Genomic DNA, 18,876 nt, shown 5'->3' with positions numbered 1-18,876 from the left:
GTTCGAGAGGAGACCCGATGAGCACGACCATCGAGCTGACGGACGGCGGCGCTCCGGTGTCGACCGCGCCGGTGGGCGGCGGCGAGATCCGGTGCGGCGACCTGGTCCGGATCTTCGCCACGGACGGCGTCGAGGTGCAGGCGCTGCAGGGGCTGACGCTGAGCGTCGACCCGGGGGAGATCGTCGCCGTCGTCGGCGCGTCCGGGTCCGGGAAGTCCACGCTGCTGACGATCCTCTCCGGCCTGGACACACCGACCGGCGGGTCGGCGGTGGTGGCGGGCACCGACCTGCTGACCATGGGGCACGCCGAACGGGTGCGCTACCAGCGCTCGACCGTCGGCTTCGTGTGGCAGCAGACCTCGCGCAACCTCCTGCCGTACCTGACGGCGAGCGAGAACGTCCGGCTCCCGCTGGAGCTGGCGTCCCGGGGGTCAGGCCTGTCGAGACGAGACCGCGCGCGCCGCGTCGAGGCGCTGCTCGAGCTGCTGGAGGTCGGTCATGTGGCCGGGCGGCGGCCGGGCGAGATGTCCGGCGGGGAGCAGCAGCGGACGGCGATCGCGGTCGCCGTCGCCAACAGCCCCCGCGTGCTGCTGGCCGACGAGCCCACCGGCGAGCTCGACGAGGCCACCTCCGTCGAGGTGCTGGAGGCCCTGCGCGGCGTGAACCGGGAGACGGGCGTGACCACCCTGATCGTGACGCACGACCCGACGGTGTCCGAGCACGTCGCGCGCACCATCCAGATCCGCGACGGCCGTACCTCCACGGAGACGCTGCGGCGTACGGAGACCGACGAGCACGGTCAGGCACGGCACGTGTCGGAGGAGTTCGCCGTGGTCGACCGGGTGGGCCGCCTGCAGCTGCCGCAGGACTTCGTGCACGCGCTCGACCTGCGCGACCGCGTGCGGCTGGCCCTGGAGCCCGACCACGTGGGTGTGTGGCCGGCGGCCCCTGCGCCGGCGTCGGACCGAACGACCGAGGAGGACCGATGACGACGACGACCGAGGCGCGCACCGTGCTGCGCGCCCAGGACCTCACCAGGGTGTTCGGTACCGGGGCGGGCGAGGTGCACGCGCTGACCAGCGCGTCGCTGGAGGTCGCGGCGGGCGAGCTGCTCGTGGTGCGTGGTCCGTCCGGTTCGGGCAAGACCACGCTGCTGAACCTGCTGGGCGGTCTCGACCGTCCGACGTCCGGCAGCGTCTGGCTGGGCGACTCAGAGCTGACGGCGCTGGGGGAGAAGGCGGTACTCACCGCCCGGCGCGAGCGGATCGGCTACGTGTTCCAGTCGTTCGGGCTGGTGCCCGTGCTCTCCGCGGCGGAGAACGTGGAGGTGCCGCTGCGGCTGCGGCGCACGGTCCCGGCCGAGCGGGCGGAGCGGGTGGCGGCTGCGCTGGACGCCGTCGGGCTGAACGGGCACGCGAAGCAGCGGCCGTACGAGCTGTCGGGGGGCCAGCAGCAGCGGGTGGGCATCGCCCGCGCGCTCGTGGCCGATCCGGAGCTGCTGCTCGCGGACGAGCCCACCGGACAGCTCGACTCCGGGACCGCTGCCGTGGTGATGGACCTGCTCGCCCGGGTGGTGCACGAGAGGGGCGTCGCCGCCGTCGTCTCGACGCACGACCCGGAGCTGATGGCTCGTGCCGACCGGGTGGTGGAGCTCCACGACGGCCGTGTGATCGGCTGAACGGGCGGCTTTCACCACGTTATCCTTGCGGGATGCCCGAACGAAGATCCGGCGATCATGTCGACCTGCGGCGACTTCGGCTACAGGCAATGCTGACGCAAGAGGAGCTTGCTCACAAAGCGGGCATTGGGATTCGGACGATTCGGGACATCGAGTCCGGGAAGGCGCGACCTCAGCCGAAGACCTCGCGGCTTCTCATGGAGGCTCTCGGCCTGGCCGGGAGTGATCAAGCGCTGCTGACCTCCCCTCCGGAAGCCCGACCTGCTCCTCGCGAGCTGCCGCGAAGGCCGACAGCGTTCGTCGGCCGTGAACGACAGGTGGATGGGATCGTCGCCGCGATCGACGAGGGCGCCACCGTTGTCACCGTGCACGGGATGGCCGGAGTCGGCAAGACTTCCTTGGCAGTGTGGGCAGCGCACGAGCTGGCTCCGCGATTCCCGGATGGGCAGTTGTTCGTGGACCTCCACGGCGTGACGTACACCGACGAACCCCGGCCGGGACAGCGATCGGCGCTTACCCGCTTGCTGCGTAGCCTTGGTGCTGATGACCAGGACCTGCCTGGCAGTATCGACGAGCTGAGAGGTCGATATCGCAGTGTCATCGCCGATCGTCGCGTACTTCTGGTGCTCGACAACGCGACGGACGCCGACCAGGTCGAGGCTCTGCTACCGGGGACACCGAACAGCCTGGTTCTCGCCACGAGCCGACGAGACCTGTCACAACTCACAGGTGTGCACTCCGTGCCACTGGACCTTCCGCAGATGAATGAAGCTGTCGCGATGCTCGACGCGGCGGTCGACGTTCGGATCACCACGGACGAAGCGGCTGAGATTGCGCAGCGGTGCGGCCGCCTGCCGTTGGCGATGAGTCTCGCGGCGGCTCGGCTGCGCAGCCGTCCGCAGTGGCAGGTGAAGGATCTGCTGGCGCGCCTCGCCGAGGACGGTTGGCTGCTCTCCGAGCTCGACACGCGACACGGAGGTGTCACGGCGGCACTGAGTGCTTCGTACGCCGAGCTGGACGCGGATCACCGGCGCATGTTCCGGCGGATCAGCCTTGTCCCCGGCGATGACGTGGATGCTCATGCCGCCGCAGCATTGAGCGAACTATCGGAACGGCATGCCGGCTGGACGCTGGAGGCCCTGGTCGACGTGCACCTGGTAGAGAGCCGTTCCGCTGGTCGGTATCGGCTGCACGATCTGGTGCGGATATACACAAGGCAGCTCGCCGAGACCGAGGAATCCAGGGCGGAACAGGAAAATGCCCTGGTTCGGCTCGTCGACGTCTACCTGCACTTCGCGTACCGGGCGGCGAACCGAGTCGCTCCGACGAAGGTTCGGGTCCTGGCAGCGGGAGCCGCCAAGTACGACCTCGGTCTGCCCGACATCGTGGATAAGGACGCGGCACTCGCCTGGTTCCGAGCCGAGCGCGCCAATCTTGCGGCCGCCGTGACCGCGGCGGAGCGGTCAGGAAATCTTGAGGCAGCCTGGCACCTGGCGACGGCATTCAGTACGTTCCGCCTGGCGGATCGGGACTACGAGGAATACCTCACTGTCAACCAGACCGCCCTGGACATCGCTCGGAAGCTCGGCGACGAAGCACACGAGGCGATCACGCTCGCAGACCGAGGCCGGCATTTCATCGTGGCAGGTCGGTCTCGGGAGGCAGTCGCCTGTCTCGAGCAAACAGTGGACCTGTACAACAAGCTCGGTGAAGATGCAGCTGCGGCGCTTGCGCTCCGGAACATCGGGATCGCGCACCGCCAGTCCGGCCGTTTCGCGGCGGCGCTCGACGTCTACGGCGATGCCCTCGCTCGGGCGGAGGACGCCTCGGACACGCTGGCGCGTGTACTGGTTCGCGCGAACATGATCGCACCGCTGCTGCGCCTCGGCCGCCTCATGGACGCGAAGCGCCGCCTCGACGAGGTGGCACGGTTGCTCGAGGACGACGACGAATACAACCGTCTTCGCATCGACAGCTACCGGGGGACTCTCGCCCGTGAAGCCGGAGACGCCGCTGCCGCACTACAGGTGCACCGAGCTTGTCTCGAGCGTTGTCGGCAGCTCGGCTTTCGCGTTGGGCTCGGCCCGATGCTCGTGGAGGTCGGCATGGACCTCGTACAGCTCGGACGCGGGGCCGAGGCCACCGTCTACCTCAGGCAGGCGCTCGAGGACGCTGAGGACCTTGGATACCTGGCGCACGTACGGACGGCACTTGTTGACCTCGGCCGTGCGCTGGTCCTCTCGGGAGAGTTCGAGGAGGCCATCGGACACTTCGAGCGCGCCGCAGTTCTCGCGCAGTCCCACGAGGACATGTACGAGGTGGCTCGCGCCCATCACGGGCTCGCCGACGCGTACCGCGCTCGGGGCGACGCAAGCGCCGAACAGGTGCATCTACGTCGTGCGATGCATGCGTACGCGGAATGCGGCGTCCCTGAGGAGACCGTAGTTCGAGGTCGAGCTGTCTGATGAGGGCGACCCACCGGTAGCAACCGGAACTGACGGCGCACGGTTCTCTGGAGGCAAGTCGCAGTATTGGCAACCAGAGAACCGTGCGTTCCGCAGCGTTCAGGCAAGTTGCGGGATCATTGACAGAGGAGACTAAGGTCCGACATACCGCGTCTGCGCCTCATTTGCATCGACACGCTTGCTAAGTGGGCAGTAGCCGGTCGACGTGAGCTTGGCCTCGCTGGGCGGGAGGATCCTCCAGCCGGTGTATCTCACGTAGCCTTCACTGGTGCAGCTCCATGCGAGCCTGAACTCGTCGAAGCTGATGAGGCCCGAACCGGTGTACCTGCACGTTGCCCATGCATAATTCCGGGCGTTGCTGCCATCGCCGTCCCACGCCCTGCCCGAACTGCAGCCTGCGTCCAGGACGCTCACTGGATCAGACGATTCGAGAGCGGTCACTGGATCGACCGGGACAACTGAGGCGATCGAATGCATAGAATCGGCCGTGCTCGCCGAAGCGGTAGTGGCGATTGGGAACGCCGTGATCATGGTGACAATCAAAAGTGCAGTGATACGCGCGGAGTGTCTTGCCGACGTTGCTCTGAGGTTTCTCATCCTATTCTTCGATCCTTCCAGTGATCGTAAGGGAGTGATTCGGAACTTGAATACCAACGATGCGGTAATGGTTTTGCAATGAACTGAGTATCGGGCGTGAAACCAGTCTTCTATGCAGCAGGAATGTTCACAAGGCAGTAAATCGGCAGGTAGACGGCAGGAACCTGTGCAGAAGAATCGCATGAACCTCTTTGCGGCGAATTGTCGTTGAGGCTGCGAACGGCCGGTGAGCTTTGCCTGGCTACGACGACGCGGTGCGGCGGGAGAACTCAGGGCACAGTCGTCAAGAGGGATCAACGGATCTCGCTGACCCCGTCATTGATCGAACGCGAATCGGCAGCCGTTCGAGATACCGGGCGGCAGCCGCGGGTCCGGGCTGTCTCTGATCAGTGCTGCGATTCGCTGCTGGCGCGAGGGCGATGAGCAGATCGCCCAGATCTTGGAGGCGCGGGTGGCGCCGGGCTCGCTGGTGGAGGCGCTGTCAGGCCCGACTTGGCTCACGGTTTTGAGGTCGTGGTGACAGCGGCCCGGTGACCTGCGGGGATGCTTGCTGAGGTGTGCGGTGGTGCGCACTAATCGTGGTGTCTATCGTGCTCGTCGTGGCGTACGTGCGGACGGTCAAGACGGCTTCGGGGGCTCGGGCGGTACAGATCGTGCACTCCCAGCTGCGTGGTTCGCGTGACATCGAGCACCTCGGGTCGGCGCACACCGACGCGGACTGGGAGCTGTTGGTCGCTGCGGCGCGGCAGAAGATCGCGACCGGGCAGGGCGAGCTGGACCTGCGGCTGCCCGACAGCCCTCCGGCTGGTGGTGGACCGTTGCCGATCACGGGGTCGCGGATGGGCGTGCTCGTCGACGCGCTCGAGCGCGCCTACCAGGCGCTCGGGTTCGACCGGGCAGCCCGCAAGGACGAGGTGTTCAAGCAGCTCGTCCTGGCGCGGATCATCGAGCCGACCTCGAAGCTGGACTCGTTGCGGGTGCTGGCCGAAGCCGGGATCGACGCGCCGTCCTATGCCACGCTCAAGCGGCGTCTGCGCGTCTACGCAGGCCTGCCTGCGAAGGGCCTGCCCCCACTCGACCACGACGCCGACGGCGAGCCGCAGGACTCCGAACCGCAGGACTGCGAACCGCTGGTCGTGGATCCGACCGGTGGTCCGTGGCGGACGAGGATTGCGAACGCGTGCGCCGAGCATGTGGGGCTGGGGCCGGCGACGTACTGCTTGTATGACGTGACGACGCTGCACTTCGAGGCCCACGAGGGCGACGGGTTCCGCGAACCCGGGTTCTCGAAAGAACGCAGGCTGGAGCCGCAGATCACCGTCGGGCTGCTCACGGACGCGGCCGGGTTCCCGTTGATGGTCCACGCGTTCGAGGGCAACCGCGCCGAGACCACGACCATGGTCCCGGTGCTGCAGGCGTTCATGGCCACCCACGGGCTGACCGACATCGTGATCGTGGCCGACGCGGGCATGATCTCCGAGACGAACTGGCGCGCGATCGAGGAGCTGGGCTGGTCCTTCGTCCTGGGGGCGCGGATGGGCGAGGTCCCGATCGTGGTCCAGAAGTGGCGCGATGACCACCCCGGGCAGGAGATCCCCGACGGGCACGTGTTCACCCGCCCGTGGCCCGCCGCGCCCTCGGACAAGCGGCGTGACCACACGTACTACTACAAGTTCTCCGCCGCGCGCGCCCGGCGCACCCTGCACGGGATCGACGAGCAGGTCCGCAAGGCCGAGCAGGCCGTCGCTGGGAAGAGCGCTGTGAAACGCAACCGGTTCGTCAAGCTCGCCGGCGCGACCAAGACCGTCAACCGTGACCTGGAGACCAAGGCCCGGGCACTGGCCGGGATCAAGGCCTACGTCACCAACCTCGACGACCCGAGCGCCGAGCACGTCATCGCGACCTACTCCGCGCTGCTCAACGTCGAGAAGTCCTTCCGGATGACCAAGTCCGACCTGGCCGCCCGGCCCGTCTTCCACCACGTCCGCCACAGCATCGAGGCGCATCTGACGATCGTGTTCGCCGCCCTGGCCGTCACACGGTGGATCGAGAACGCCACCGGCTGGTCCATCCGCAAGTTCGTCAAGACCGCCCGCCGCTACCGGCAGATCACCATCGCCGCCGGCGGGCAGACGATCACCGCCGCCGACCCGCTACCCGACGACCTGCAAGCCGCCGTCGACCGCATCCATCGACCGCACTAAATGAGCCAAGTCGGGTCTGATCAGTGCTGCGATTCGCTGCTGGCGCGAGGGCGATGAGCAGATCGCCCAGATCTTGGAGGCGCGGGTGGCGCCGGGCTCGCTGGTGGAGGCGCTGTCAGGCGTGGCTGGTCCTCGACCGCCGGAGTGGGTTGGCCTCGATGCTCGTACCCATCATGGGCTCGCCGACGCCTACCGCGCTCGGGGCGACGCAAGTGCCGAACAGGAGTATCTGCATCGTACGGTGCACGCGTACGCGGAGTGCGACGTGCCCGAAGCGCCACTACTTCGAGTGCGGGCAATCTGACCAGGCGCTCGCACATCCTGCCGCTGTTCTGCCGGTTCGCCGCCTTCTGGTCCCGCTCGTCGCGTACAAGACTCGACTTGCGCCTCGGTGCACACCGGATCGCGAGAGTCTGCGGTATTGGACTTTGCCACGCCCATCATGCGCAGGACTACAAGGAAGGACCTCGGGAACATGACAAAAAGCCTTAACGCAAGGTTGGCAGGAGCCTATGCCGCCATTGCCGTACTGGTCGTCGCCATCATGATCGCTGCGTTCCCTGTCACAGCCGGCGCCTCGGTTAGCTTGGCCGAATCAGCTCCCGGAAGCGCGACCGCATCGACCGACGGTGCAGGCGCTCCGTCGGCCTCGGCTGACAGGGACGCCCCCGTCTCAACCCTGGGGGTGTCGTGTTCGAGCGGTACTCGCTGGACCAGCGACAGCAGCAACGCGCAGCAATACGCCTGGGCAAAGTGCACGGGCACTGCCTTCATCAACGAGGAACTCTTCAGGTCAGAGTCGAGGTGCAATGGTGGTGCCTTGCTATTGACCGGCTGGGTTACTGCACCTGGTGACAACGCAACCAAGGAAGTTCGTGGGCCCGCCTGCCCTCGTGGCCAGCGAGTCACCTACCACGGGGTCGGAGTCTCGAGGTGACTCCGTAAGCAGGTGACCAGCCGGGCGCATGACCCCCTGATCGGGTGGGCCAGCACCCGGCCGGGCGGCGGCCCGACCTGTTACGAAGCGATGCCCGGCCGCGCTGTGCGGCCGGGCATCGCTTCGTCTTGCTGTTGGCGGAGCCTGTCTCGTGCTGGTCGAGTTGCGCGAAGGGGCAGGTGATGGCCTGAGGCAACGGGTGAATTTCCTGGTGAGCGGCCTGGTGGCACCTTTGTTACGAGTGTGAGAACCGCCTGGTCAGAACTGTTACCGAGTGTTACCCGCGCGTACCGAGATGGTCACAACTCGGTGGCGTTTCCTGTGAGTTGGTCATCGGCATCTGGATGCAGCGGCTACGTTAGGTCTGTTATCACTGGGCGCAAAGAAGCGTCCGCATCGCTCCGGACGGCAACCCGTCGGACCGGGGTGAACTGCTACCCAGGAGGACACGTGACACCTCGTAAGCGACTTGTGGGGCTCGGCGCATTCGCCCTCGCCTCGTCGCTCGTGCTGACCGCTTGTGGCGGTGGCGGTGGAGAAGAAACCCCCGCCGAGGGCGAGTCGACCGGCATCGTGACGATCAGCAACGGTGAACCCCAGAACCCGCTGATCGGATCCATGACCAACGAGACCGAGGGCGGACTCGTCGTCCAGCAGCTCTACTCGGGCCTCGTCTACTACGACGCCGAGGGTGTCGTGCACAACGAGATCGCCGAGTCGATCGAGTCCGATGACAACATGGTCTGGAACATCACCATCCAGGACGGCTGGGAGTGGTCGGACGGTACCCCCGTCACCGCGAACAGCTTCGTCGACGCGTGGAACTGGGCGGGCTACGGTCCGAACGGTGCCAAGGGCGCCGGCTTCTTCTCCTCTATCGAGGGCTTCGAAGAGGCCCAGGGCGTGCCCGAGTTCGACGACGAGGGCAACGTCTCCGGTATGGCGGAGGAGCCGACGGCGGAGACGCTGTCCGGCCTTGAGGCCGTGAGTGACACCGAGTTCACGGTGACGCTCAGCCAGCCGGAGTCCGACTTCCCGATCCGCCTCGGCTACTCGGCGTACTTCCCGCTGCCGGAAGCGTTCTTCGACGACCCCGACGCGTTCGGCACCGAGCCGACCACCACGATCGTCAACGGGCCGTACACGCTGGAGACCTGGGAGAACGAGTCCCAGATCAGCCTGGTGCCGAACGAGTCGTACGCGGGTCCCCGTGAGGCGCAGAACGGTGGTCTCAACTTCGTCGTCTACACCGACGAGAACACCGCCTACGCTGACCTGCAGGGCGGCAACCTCGACATCCTTGAGAATGTGCCGGCCTCGGCCATGAGCACGTTCGAGGAGGAGCTCGGCGAGAACGCGGTCAGCGAGCCGTCCGCGAGCTTCGCGGCGATGACCGTGCCGGAGTGGCTGCCCGAGTTCCAGGGCGACGCCGGTCTGAAGCGTCGTCAGGCTCTGTCCATGGCGATCAACCGTGAGCAGATCACGGAGACCATCTTCGCCGGTACGCGGATCCCCGCCACGGACTTCACCTCTCCCGTCATCGACGGCTGGACCGGTGAGATCCCCGGCAACGAGGTCACCGAGTACAACCCCGAAGAGGCCAAGAAGCTCTGGGACGAGGCGAACGAGGAAGACCCGCTGCCGGACGACTACGTCCTGACGATTCACACCAACACGGACTCCACCCATCAGGACTGGGTCGAGGCCACGTGCAACGGCTACATGAACGACCTGGACATCAGCTGCGAGATGACCGGCTACCCGACGTTCGACGAGTTCCTCAACGAGCGTGACAAGGGCCCGAGCGGTGCCATCGACGGCATCTTCCGTGCCGGCTGGTCTGCTGACTACCCGTCGCTGCAGAACTACCTCGGCCCGCTGTACAGCAAGGCGGCGTTGGCGGGCTCGAACGACGGCCGGTACGAGAGCGACGAGTTCGACGCCGCTCTCAAGGATGCCGCTGGTGCCTCGTCGCTCGAGGAGGCCAACGAGCTCTACAACGAGGCTCAGGAGATCCTCTTCCAGGACCTCCCGGCCATCCCGCAGTGGTACTACTCGACGACGGCCGGCCACTCCGACCAGGTGGACAACGTCGAGTTCGGCTGGGACAGCATGCCTCTGCTCTACGAGGTGACCAAGACGGAGTGAGGGTAATCACTTCCGGTTCGCCGGAGTGACCTGTCACCCCAGGTGAGGGGCGGGGCGCGTGGACTGCGCGCCCCGCCTTCCGCTGTGCGGAAGCTGGGCACCGGAGGTGGTCCGGGAGAATGTTCCGCAGATATCAACCAAGGAGACCAACCAATGCTCTGGTACATCGGACGCCGGCTACTGCAGGTGATCCCCGTGTTCCTCGGCGCCACGCTTCTGCTGTATGGGCTCGTGTTCTTGCGCCCGGGCGATCCTGTGGCTGCTCTCGGCGGCGAACGCGGTCTGTCGCCGGCTGCCGAGCTCGCCATTCGCGAGGCGTACCACTTGGACCAGCCGTTCTTCATGCAGTACCTGTACTTCCTCAAGGGCGTCTTCACGTTCGACATGGGTGTGACGTTCACCGGGCGACCGGTCGTCGAGGTGATTGCTCAGGCCTTCCCGGTGACGTTCCAGCTCGCGCTCATGGCGATCGCGTTCGAGACAGTGCTCGGCATTGGCTTCGGTCTGTATGCCGGGGTGCGCAAGGGCAAGCTGTTCGACTCGACGGTGCTGCTCTGGAGCCTGGTGCTCATCTCCGTGCCGACGTTCGTGATCGGATTCGTGCTGCAGGCCATCGTGGGCGTGCAGCTCGGCTGGCTACCGATCACCGCTGGACGGGATCCCGATTTCATCAGCTTGTTGATGCCTGCGATCGTCCTGGCCACGACGTCGTTCGCCTATATCTTGCGCCTGACACGGACGTCGGTCGTCGAGAACATCACGGCGGACTTCGTGCGCACGGCCCGCGCCAAGGGCCTGCCGCGGAACAAGGTCATGACGCGACACGTACTGCGCAACTCCCTCATCCCGGTGGTCACCTTTATCGGTATCGACTTGGGCAATCTCATGGCTGGCTCGATCGTGACAGAGGGCATCTTCAACGTGAACGGTGTGGGAGGCACGCTCTACCAAGCGATCATCCGTGGCGAGAACGTGACGGTGGTGTCACTGGCGACGGTGCTTGTCATCGTCTATATCGTCGCCAACCTGATCGTCGACGTGTTCTACGCCGTCCTGGACCCGAGGATTCGTTATGCCTGACAACCGCTACGAGAAGACTCCACGCCCGGGGCAGGAACATTTCGTGGCGCCCCCCGAAGCGGTGCAGGTTGGGGTCGTCGATGCTGTCAACGCCTCCGATACACCGTCCAGTCTGTGGAGTGATGCGTGGCGCGACATGCGTCACCGCCCGTTGTTCTGGGTCTCCGCCGCGCTGATCCTGTTCGTCGTCCTCATGGCGACCGTCCCAGGGCTGTTCACGTCGACGAGCCCGACCGAGTGCCACCTCGAGGACTCGCTCGGCGGCCCCGCGGCTGGCCACATCTTCGGGTTCGACCGGCAGGGCTGCGACATCTACGCACGGGCGATCCACGGCGCACGAGCGTCGGTGACCGTAGGTGTGCTGGCCACGACGTTCGTCGTCGTGCTCGGTACCCTCATCGGGTCGATCGCCGGATATTTCGGCGGCTGGGTCGACACGGTCCTGTCCCGGTTCACCGACATCTTCTTCGCGGTGCCGTTCGTGCTCGCGGCGATCGTGATCATGAGCCTGCTGCAGAACCGGAACGAAATAGTGGTCGCCGTGGTGCTCTCGGTCTTCGGCTGGACCTCCATCGCGCGCATCACCCGCGGTGCGGTGCTCGGTGTGAAGAACAACGAGTTCGTCACCGCGGCCAAGGCGCTCGGCATGGGGCGCCTCGCGATCCTGGGCAAGCATGTTCTGCCTAACGCGGCCGCGCCGATCATCGTCTACGCGACGGTGGCGCTCGGTACATTCATCGTGGCTGAGGCCACCCTGAGCTTCCTCGGTATCGGATTGCCCACGTCGACCGTCTCGTGGGGTGGTGACCTCTCGAAGGCTCAGACATCGATCCGGGTGGCCCCGCAAATCATGATCTACCCGGCGACCGCGCTCGCGCTGACCGTGCTCAGCTTCATCATGATGGGCGACGTGGTGCGTGACGCGCTCGACCCGAAGGCGAGGAAGCGATGACGACCACGATCAGCCTCACTGAAGGCACCGAGGGCGCCCCGGCGGGCGAGGACAGGCTCGACCGGAACAGCCCGCTGCTCGAGATCCGCGACCTGCAGATCTCCTTCACCACGGCCACCGGCAAGGTCGACGCCGTACGCGGCGTGGACCTCACGATCTACCCGGGTCAGTCCGTGGCGATCGTCGGCGAGTCGGGCTCCGGCAAGTCGACCACCGCGCACGCGATCATCGACCTGCTGCCCGGCACCGGCAAGGTGACCGCCGGGTCCATCTCGTTCGGCGGGCGCGAGCTCGTCGGGCTGAAGCGCAAGCAGGTCGAGGACCTGCGCGGCCGCGAGATCGGCCTGGTGCCGCAGGACCCGATGTCGAACCTGAACCCGGTGTGGCGCATCGGCACGCAGATCGACGAGGCCCTGGTCGCCAACGGTTTCCAGGGCAGCAAGGCGGAGCGGACCGCGCGCGTCGTCGAGCTGCTCGGCGAGGCAGGCCTGCCTGACGCCGCGCGCCGTGCGCGGCAGTACCCGCACGAGTTCTCCGGCGGTATGCGCCAGCGAGCGCTCATCGCGATCGGCCTCGCCTCACGGCCGAAGCTGCTCATCGCGGACGAACCGACGTCCGCCCTCGACGTCACGGTCCAGAAGAAGATCCTGGACCACCTGGAGGGCCTGACCGCCGAGCTCGGGACCGCCGTCCTGTTCATCACGCACGACCTGGGCCTGGCCGCGGAGCGCGCCGAGCACCTCATCGTGATGTACAAGGGCAAGATCGTGGAGTCCGGCCCGGCGGTGCAGATCCTCCAGGATCCGCAGCACGAGTACACCAAGCGGCTCGTTGCCTCGGCCCCGTCGCTGGCCTCGCGCCGCATCCAGTCCGCGCACGAGCGCGGCGCGGAAGCAGAGGACCTGCTCGCCGGGCACGCGGACGAGGTGGAGACCACCGTCCCCGATGTCGTCGTGGCGAAGGACCTGACCAAGGTCTTCCGCATTCGCGGTTCCCGGCCGGGTTCGCACACCGACTTCACGGCGGTCGACAACATCGACTTCGCGCTGCCCAAGGGGCACACCCTCGCGCTGGTGGGCGAGTCGGGCTCCGGCAAGTCCACGGCGGCCAACATGGTGCTGGGACTGCTCGAACCGACGTCGGGCGCCGTCATGTTCGACGGCAAGGACGTCGCCACGATGTCCGCGAAGGAGCAGTTCGCGCTGCGCCGTCGGGTGCAGCCGGTGTTCCAGAACCCGTACGGCTCGCTGGACCCGGTGTTCTCGGTCTTTCGCTCGATCGAGGAGCCGCTCGCCCTGCACCGGGTGGGCGACCGCAAGTCCCGCGAGGCTCGCGTCCGCGAGCTGCTGGACATGGTCTCGCTGCCGCAGGCGACCATGCGCCGGTTCCCGAACGAGCTGTCGGGCGGTCAGCGGCAGCGTATCGCCATCGCGCGTGCGCTGGCGCTCAAGCCCGAGGTGCTCGTGCTCGACGAGGCCGTCTCGGCGCTCGACGTGCTGGTCCAGGCGCAGATCCTGACGCTGCTCAACGACCTGCAGGCCGAGCTGGGGCTGTCCTACCTCTTCATCACGCACGACCTCGCTGTGGTGCGCCAGATCGCGGACCTCGTGGCCGTGATGAAGGACGGCAGCATCGTGGAGCACGCGACCACCGACGAGGTGTTCGACAACCCGCAGCAGGAGTACACGCGGGACCTGCTGGCGGCGATCCCGGGCGCGAGCCTGGAGATCGGCGGCTGACCTCGGGCTCCCGCCCCACGACGTGTCAGACGCTCAGGTCACTCCAGTGACCTGAGCGTCTGACACGTTCGGGGTGTTCACCGCACAGTGACACGGTCGACACCTGGTGATTTCGATTCGCGGGTAGGATGGGTGGTGCTGCGAGACCGGTCCACCTCGGATCAGAGTCCGCGCCCCTGACCTCCCTTCTGGAAATGAGTGCTCCGTGACCGTGCCTGCAACCGCGCCGACCTCGGTCCGTGCGACCCGTTCCGACCTTCGAAACGTCGCGATCGTGGCCCACGTCGACCACGGCAAGACCACGCTCGTGGACGCCATGCTGCGGCAGTCCGGATCCTTTGGCGCCCGCCAGCACCTCGAGGACCGCGTGATGGACTCGGGTGACCTGGAGCGTGAGAAGGGCATCACGATCCTCGCCAAGAACACCGCCATCCGGTACTCCGGCCCGGCGGCCGCGGCGAACGGTGAGCCCGAGGGCATCACCATCAACGTGATCGACACCCCTGGCCACGCCGACTTCGGCGGTGAGGTCGAGCGCGGCCTGTCGATGGTCGACGGCGTCGTGCTGCTCGTCGACGCGTCCGAGGGCCCGCTGCCCCAGACGCGGTTCGTCCTGCGCAAGGCCCTGGCCGCGAAGCTGCCGGTCATCGTCGTCGTGAACAAGGTCGACCGCCCGGACGCACGCATCACCGAGGTCGTCGCCGAGACCACCGACCTGCTGCTCGGCCTGGCCAGCGACCTGTCCGACGAGGTCGAGGACCTCGACCTGGACGCCATCCTCGACGTCCCCGTCGTGTACGCGTCGGCCAAGGCCGGCCGTGCCTCCACCGAGCAGCCCGCCGACGGCGGCCTGCCCGCCAGCGAGGACCTCGAGCCGCTGTTCGCGACCATCCTCGAGAAGACCCCGGCGCCGACGTACGAGGAGGACATGCCGCTGCAGGCGCACGTCACCAACCTCGACGCGTCGCCGTTCCTCGGCCGCCTCGCGCTGCTGCGCATCCACAACGGCACCCTGGTCAAGGGCCAGAACGTCGCGTGGGCCCGCCACGACGGCTCGCTGCAGACCGTGAAGATCACCGAGCTGCTCGAGACCAAGGCGCTCGACCGCGTGCCGACCGACAAGGCCGGCCCCGGCGAGATCGTCGCCGTCGCCGGTATCTCGGACATCATGATCGGCGAGACCCTGACGGACGTCGACGACCCGCGGCCGCTGCCGCTCATCACGGTCGACGACCCGGCGATCTCGATGACCATCGGTATCAACACCGGCCCGCTCGCGGGCAAGGGCGGCAAGGGCCACAAGGTCACCGCCCGCCAGGTGAAGGACCGCCTCGACGCCGAGCTCGTCGGTAACGTCTCGCTCAAGGTCCTCCCGACCGAGCGCCCCGACGCCTGGGAGGTGCAGGGCCGTGGCGAGCTGGCCCTGGCCATCCTCGTCGAGCAGATGCGCCGCGAGGGCTTCGAGCTCACGGTCGGCAAGCCGCAGGTCGTCACCAAGATCATCGACGGCAAGGTGCACGAGCCGATGGAGCGCATGACCATCGACGTCCCCGAGGAGTACCTCGGCGCCGTCACGCAGCTCCTGGCGCAGCGCAAGGGCCGCATGGAGACCATGACGAACCACGGCACCGGCTGGGTCCGCATGGAGTTCATGGTCCCGGCGCGTGGACTCATCGGCTTCCGCACCCAGTTCCTCACCGACACCCGCGGTACCGGTATCGCGGCCTCGATCGGTGACGGCTACGAGCCCTGGCACGGCCCGATCGAGTCGCGCATGACCGGCTCGCTCGTCTCCGACCGCGCAGGCAAGGTCACGCCGTTCGCCATGATCAACCTGCAGGAGCGCGGCTCCTTCTTCGTGGAGCCCACGCAGGAGGTGTACGAGGGCATGATCGTCGGCGAGAACTCGCGCAACGAGGACATGGACGTCAACATCACCAAGGAGAAGAAGCTGACGAACATGCGCTCCGCCAGCGCCGACAACTTCGAGAACCTCATCCCGCCGCGCAAGCTCACGCTCGAGGAGTCCCTCGAGTTCGCGCAGGAGGACGAGTGCGTCGAGGTGACCCCTGAGGTCGTCCGCATCCGCAAGGTCCTGCTCAACGCGACCGACCGCGCCCGCGCGACGGCCCGCGCCAAGCGAGCCTGACCAAACCCTCCCGCTGAGTGCTGGATATTCGCCCATGAACGTTCGTTCAGAGGGCAAATATCCAGCACTCAGTGCTTTCGGTGGGGCAGACGACGGCGGGGTGCTCGCCGTTCATGCGCATCCCGACGACGAGACGCTGTCGACCGGCGGTCTGCTGGCTACGTTCGCGGCGGCCGGGCGGCCCGTCTGCGTGGTGACGTGCACGCGCGGGGAACGCGGCGAGGTCATCGCCCTCCCGGGTACGACGTCGGAGGGCCGGGCCGGTCTCGAGGGCGACGGACCCGCGCTCGGCGCCTACCGCGAGGGCGAGCTCGCTGCCGCCCTGCGGCAGCTGGGCGGGGGAGTCGACGGCGCCGTCGAGCACGCCTTCCTGGATACCCTGCCGCCCGCCGGCCTACCCACGACCGGGGATACCAGCGCGTCCGAAGCCTCGGCGGAGGTGCGGTACGAGGACTCCGGCATGACCTGGGTCGCGCCCGGCGTCGCCGGGCCGGCACCGGACTCCCCGCCGACGGCGTTCGCGCGGGTCCCGCTCGACGAGTCCGCCGGCCGGCTCGCGGTCCTCGTCCGCGCACGTCGCCCTGCCGTCGTCGCCACCTACGAGTCCGGGGGCGGGTACGGGCATCCCGACCACGTTCGCGCGCACCAGGTGACGGTCCGTGCGCTCGAGCTCGCGGCGGACCCGAGCTGGCGACCCGACGGCGGAGGCACGTCGGCGGGAGAGGGTACGCCAGCCCCCGGCGTCGGACCGCGGGACGAGCCCTGGGCGGGCGCCGAGCTGTGGCAGGCCGTAGTAGCCGCGGCCGAGCTGCGCGAGGCGCGCGCGACGCTGGCGGCGCTGCCGGAGGCGATGACGCTCGCCGCGGCCCACAAGCTGACCTTCCCGCCCCCGGAGGCCCCCCTCCCTCCGCTGGCCCGGGAGAACCTGAACGTGTGGTCGGCAGAACGTCAGGTGATCGGCAGCTCGAGCTACCGATCACCTGACCTTCTGCCGACCACATCCATCGGCCGTTCCAGGGTGGTGCGGGTTGGGGTCCGGGGCGTGGTCGAGAGCGTTGTTGCGGCGTTGCAGGCCCATGCCACGCAGGTGCGGCACGCGACCGTTCTGGCGCGGTCCGAGGGGGCCTTCGCCGGGTGGTACGCGCTGTCCAACGGCGTGCTCGCGCCGATCCTGACCACGGAGACCTATCTGGTCAGCGCTCCTGGAGGGCGTCCAGGCCGATCGCCATGGCGGTCACGAGCCGACGGTCGATGTTCGGGTCCTGGATGTTGACGACGTAGCGGTCACGCAGGCCCCACTTCTTCTCCACCGAGAACGCGGGCCGGCCGTCGATCAGGAAGTCGAAGTGGTAGGGCAGCCAGTCGATCTCGGTGAACCGGCGGATGATCGCGACCATCATGCTGCGCTCGGACCCCGTGGCCGTGCCCAGTCCGGGCTGCTCGACGTGCCAGGTGGTGCGCAGCAGCGACTTGGCGAAGTCCTTGCGGAACGAGCCGACCGGGCTGCCGCCGCCGTCGACGACGTCGTAGGTGGCGCCGAGGTCCATCACCTGGCGCGCCTTGAAGCCGAGTACCGGTTCCCGCTTGGTGTCGTCGGTGTAGAGAGTCACCTGCTCGCGGAAGGCCATGCGCTTCTGCTGCGCGAACGCGTAGAGCTCGCCCTCGGAGCCGTCCGGACGCGCGCCGTGCACCTCGTACTGGTTGACCATCAGCCGGACGCGCTGCCGAACGATGAGCTGAGTCTGTTCCTGAAGCGTATTCACCCGCCGGAGTGTTGCACATTCGCAGTGTCCTCCCAGGTGAATGCTGGACAATGGCTGGGTGAACTCACCCGGACGTCACCTCGGACGAACGATCGTGCGCACCCTGCTCGCCGTGCTGCTCGGCGTGGTCATGGGCGGACTCGGGACCGTGGTGCACCGGTTCGGTGACGACTCGTGGTACCTCGGACTGGCGCTCGCACTGGCTCTGACCGCCGCGGCGGGCGTGCTCGCGCGCGCCTGGGCCGGTTACGGCACACTGCTTGGATTTGGCGTGGGCTGGGTCGCCATGGTGCAGGCCCTGTCGCTTCCGGGTTCCGGTGGCGACGTCGTGGTCCCGGCAGGTGTGCTCGGCATGGTCTGGTCGTACTCGGGGGTGGCGGTCCTGGCGGTCGTCGCGTTCCTGCCGTCGTCGTGGTTCGCTGAGGTTCCGGCACGCCGAGATCGGCCTGCCGCCTGACGTCTGCGGTCCTTCGCAGGCTGGTTCAGGATGGTGGTCAGGATTGATACACAACCTCCACCTCGGGGCGTCCAGTACGCGGCCTCGGGCGGGATTGTCGCTGGATAGGATGCCCGGCAGGGCGGCCCCGTCCAGCGGATTCGCCGCAGGCCAGGTGCGCCCTTGGGGGACGCGGAGAGCCCGCGTCTCGGGTAGTTGCACGGAGCGTGCCGATGGGCCAGCCGACCGAGCGTGACGAACCGCTCGAGCCGACGTCAGACGAGAGCACTGGGACACAACCCGCCCCGGTGATGCCTCCCCCCTTGTCCCGAACGCGCCCTGGCGGCGTGCCGAGGCAGGTTGCGAAGCCCCCGATACGCTCGAGCGACCCCGGGGCAGCGCAGACCTCAGTACCGGCCGGTCAATCGACCGCGAACCCGGCCCCCAGATCCCCAGAGAAGGCCCAGCCCGTGACCCCTCCGGAGCAGTCCGAGGCCCCTGAGACCCCGCGTCCGCCCGTCGTGCCGCCCGCGGCACCGCCCGCGGCACCCGAGAGCGCCCCCAGGGGTCCCGGAGCGGACGCCGAGGTGCCGGCCGGCACACCGGGCGGACCCGAGTCGGCGGCTCCGCCTGCGACGCCGAGCGAGCCGGAGGTTCCTGGCACGTCCGAGGCGCCGGTCCCGCCCGCTTCCTCGAACCCGCCCGTGTCTTCGAACAAGGCGGAGACT

At 67.7% G+C, this 18,876-nt stretch carries 13 protein-coding genes; 11 read left to right on the top strand and 2 right to left on the bottom strand.

What is annotated here, in order from left to right:
- Positions 1 to 17: 17 nt before the first annotated feature.
- The 10 genes from ACQEVI_RS06995 (at position 18) to ACQEVI_RS06950 (ending at position 17,222) form a co-directional block, all read left to right on the top strand.
- The gene (locus ACQEVI_RS06995; RefSeq protein WP_432896078.1) at positions 18 to 989 is read left to right on the top strand and encodes an ABC transporter ATP-binding protein; all 972 of its coding nucleotides are present in this window, start codon (positions 18 to 20) and stop codon (positions 987 to 989) included.
- Positions 986 to 1,678 carry an ABC transporter ATP-binding protein gene (locus ACQEVI_RS06990; protein WP_432896075.1) on the top strand — a complete coding sequence of 231 codons (693 nt, stop codon included), beginning with the start codon at positions 986 to 988 and terminating at the stop codon, positions 1,676 to 1,678. The genes ACQEVI_RS06995 and ACQEVI_RS06990 overlap by 4 nt, the downstream gene beginning before the upstream one ends.
- 32 nt (positions 1,679 to 1,710) lie before the next feature.
- Complete coding sequence (locus tag ACQEVI_RS06985) at positions 1,711 to 4,143, top strand: ATP-binding protein (protein ID WP_432896072.1); 2,433 nt, start codon at positions 1,711 to 1,713, stop codon at positions 4,141 to 4,143.
- A gap of 1,196 nt (positions 4,144 to 5,339) precedes the next feature.
- Positions 5,340 to 6,944, top strand: coding sequence for an IS1634 family transposase (locus ACQEVI_RS06980; RefSeq protein WP_432905779.1), 1,605 nt, complete (start codon positions 5,340 to 5,342; stop codon positions 6,942 to 6,944).
- A gap of 1,387 nt (positions 6,945 to 8,331) precedes the next feature.
- Positions 8,332 to 10,029 carry a peptide ABC transporter substrate-binding protein gene (locus ACQEVI_RS06975; protein ID WP_432896069.1) on the top strand — a complete coding sequence of 566 codons (1,698 nt, stop codon included), beginning with the start codon at positions 8,332 to 8,334 and terminating at the stop codon, positions 10,027 to 10,029.
- 153 nt (positions 10,030 to 10,182) lie between these two features.
- Positions 10,183 to 11,109, top strand: coding sequence for an ABC transporter permease (locus ACQEVI_RS06970; protein WP_432896066.1), 927 nt, complete (start codon positions 10,183 to 10,185; stop codon positions 11,107 to 11,109).
- A complete protein-coding gene (locus ACQEVI_RS06965; protein ID WP_432896064.1) occupies positions 11,102 to 12,061 on the top strand; it encodes an ABC transporter permease in 960 nt (319 codons plus the stop codon). Before ACQEVI_RS06970 ends, ACQEVI_RS06965 begins: the two co-directional genes overlap by 8 nt.
- Positions 12,058 to 13,800 (top strand): dipeptide ABC transporter ATP-binding protein, encoded by a 1,743-nt coding sequence (locus ACQEVI_RS06960; protein ID WP_432896061.1) that lies wholly within the window; start codon positions 12,058 to 12,060, stop codon positions 13,798 to 13,800. The genes ACQEVI_RS06965 and ACQEVI_RS06960 overlap by 4 nt, the downstream gene beginning before the upstream one ends.
- Before the next feature lie 205 nt (positions 13,801 to 14,005).
- Positions 14,006 to 15,949 (top strand): translational GTPase TypA, encoded by a 1,944-nt coding sequence (gene typA, locus ACQEVI_RS06955; protein WP_432896058.1) that lies wholly within the window; start codon positions 14,006 to 14,008, stop codon positions 15,947 to 15,949.
- 34 nt (positions 15,950 to 15,983) lie between these two features.
- Positions 15,984 to 17,222, top strand: a complete 1,239-nt coding sequence (locus ACQEVI_RS06950) for a PIG-L family deacetylase (RefSeq protein WP_432896055.1) — start codon at positions 15,984 to 15,986, stop codon at positions 17,220 to 17,222.
- Here the strand turns inward: ACQEVI_RS06950 and ACQEVI_RS06945 are convergent.
- The gene (locus tag ACQEVI_RS06945; protein WP_432896053.1) at positions 17,143 to 17,712 is read right to left on the bottom strand and encodes a hypothetical protein; all 570 of its coding nucleotides are present in this window, start codon (positions 17,710 to 17,712) and stop codon (positions 17,143 to 17,145) included. The two genes, ACQEVI_RS06950 and ACQEVI_RS06945, sit on opposite strands and share 80 nt — an antisense overlap.
- Before the next feature lie 58 nt (positions 17,713 to 17,770).
- Between ACQEVI_RS06945 and ACQEVI_RS06940 the strand changes: the two genes are divergently transcribed.
- Entirely contained in the window at positions 17,771 to 18,169 is a 399-nt protein-coding gene (locus ACQEVI_RS06940) for a hypothetical protein (RefSeq protein WP_432896051.1), read from the top strand.
- A 400-nt stretch (positions 18,170 to 18,569) separates the two neighbouring features.
- On the opposite strand, the gene ACQEVI_RS06935 is transcribed toward ACQEVI_RS06940, so the two are convergent.
- Positions 18,570 to 18,866, bottom strand: coding sequence for a hypothetical protein (locus tag ACQEVI_RS06935; protein WP_432896049.1), 297 nt, complete (start codon positions 18,864 to 18,866; stop codon positions 18,570 to 18,572).
- Positions 18,867 to 18,876: the final 10 nt, after the last annotated feature.

The organism is Promicromonospora sp. CA-289599, from assembly GCF_050936155.1.
GTDB lineage: Bacteria > Actinomycetota > Actinomycetes > Actinomycetales > Cellulomonadaceae > Promicromonospora.
This window is presented reverse-complemented; position numbering and strand designations above follow the sequence as displayed.

Bases quoted from the DNA above. Each gene is read 5' to 3' on its own strand.
- ACQEVI_RS06995 (WP_432896078.1), top strand. From the start codon at position 18: ATGAGCACGACCATCGAGCTGACGGACGGCGGCGCTCCGGTGTCGACC.
- ACQEVI_RS06990 (WP_432896075.1), top strand. From the start codon at position 986: ATGACGACGACGACCGAGGCGCGCACCGTGCTGCGCGCCCAGGACCTC.
- ACQEVI_RS06985 (WP_432896072.1), top strand. From the start codon at position 1,711: ATGCCCGAACGAAGATCCGGCGATCATGTCGACCTGCGGCGACTTCGG.
- ACQEVI_RS06970 (WP_432896066.1), top strand. From the start codon at position 10,183: ATGCTCTGGTACATCGGACGCCGGCTACTGCAGGTGATCCCCGTGTTC.
- ACQEVI_RS06965 (WP_432896064.1), top strand. From the start codon at position 11,102: ATGCCTGACAACCGCTACGAGAAGACTCCACGCCCGGGGCAGGAACAT.
- ACQEVI_RS06960 (WP_432896061.1), top strand. From the start codon at position 12,058: ATGACGACCACGATCAGCCTCACTGAAGGCACCGAGGGCGCCCCGGCG.
- ACQEVI_RS06950 (WP_432896055.1), top strand. From the start codon at position 15,984: ATGAACGTTCGTTCAGAGGGCAAATATCCAGCACTCAGTGCTTTCGGT.